Consider the following 1,446-nt stretch of genomic DNA (forward strand, 5'->3'; position numbering starts at 1 on the left):
CATGGCCACGAACGGCAGAAACGTCGATCCGGGATGGGCCAGGCCCGCCATGTTCAGAACAATGGGGCCCACGCATGCGGCCGCCGGTCCGTCGGCCATGAGTTGGGTAATGACCGCGGTCATGCCGTTGGACGTAATCATCAACGGCACACCCGAGTTCATCCCAAAGGGAGCCAGGACTTCGATGGCGCTTCGCGCCAGCCAATACGCCGCACCGGTGCTATCCAGCAGCCGCCCGAAAATGATGGCGCCCGCATAGAGCCACACCACGCCCCAGTCGACCTTTTCTTGGTAATCTCTCCAGTTGACCACTCCGGCCAGAATATAGGCCACGGCCCCTGCGATGGCAATAACGCCGATTCCCAATCGGACGGGTAGAATACCCGAATCATAGAGGGTCTTTTCCGTGAACCAGCCGAACATCATGACCACGAAGATGATCGTGGCCGAGATCTGCTTGCGATTCCATCCTCCCATTCGGTCGATTTCCGATCGAAGATGGGTCATGGCGGGCGCCAGAGAGGTCACGCGGGGTTTAAAACGCCAGTTAACCATAAACCAAGTAAAGGGGATCATGATGAAGAGAAAGGGGAAACAGTAGGTCATCCACTGGAAGTACCCTATGTCGACTCCGAACATGTCGGACAGATACGTCATCATGATGACGTTCCGGGCTCCGCCCGAGGGAGCGCCGGGTCCCCCGATATTGCAGGCCATGGCGATAGTGATCATCAGCATTTTGGCCAGTTCTTTGTCTTCGGGAACCTCCTCAGAGAGACTGTTCTGATACAAGAGCATTCCAATTGGGAGAAACATAGCGGCCAATGCGTGGTCGGAGATGAACGCGGCCAGGGGCGTGATGATGACAAAAAAGATCAGCGTAATCCACCGCACATCGGGCACCGCCAACTTGCGGAACATCAACAGGGACACCCGCTTGTCCACGCCGGTTTTCACGAAAGCTGCAGCGAACATCAGGCTGCCCATGATGAACCAGCATGCGTCGCTCCAGTAGAGCATGGCCACCTCCTCGCGGCTGATCACCCCGGTGAACACCGTGATAAGCCCGATGCAGAAGGCCACGGCCGGAAGAGGGATGCATTCCGTCAGAAAGCAGAACACCACGAACGCCGCGGTGCCGATGGCCACTTTGATATGCCATGCTCCCTTGTCCGCCGCCTTTTTTTCATCGGGCCCGAGTTGCTCGTATTTCAGGTCCGTTTTGCGCAGCTTCAATGCGTCGCTCATGATACTGAAGTAGTTTTCTTTTGACACTTGGTTTTCGACGTAGGCCTTGGCCCGTTCGATATTTGCAGCGTCCGCTTGAATCCCATACTTGTCACACCATTTCTGGTTGATCTTGGCAAAGCGTTTCTGCTCAAGGATTCCCATGTTCATCAAAGCTTCCATGGACTTGGCGGTGAGGAGTTGCCATTGTTCAGAATC

At 55.7% G+C, this 1,446-nt stretch carries 1 pseudogene (only partly in view); it reads right to left on the bottom strand.

The features are described from left to right. Positions 1-1,446: pseudogene (locus tag HY788_10530) on the bottom strand (anion permease) (it continues 227 nt past the right edge of the window).

It is taken from the genome of Deltaproteobacteria bacterium (assembly GCA_016208165.1).
Taxonomy (GTDB): Bacteria; Desulfobacterota; Desulfarculia; order JACQYL01; family JACQYL01; genus JACQYL01.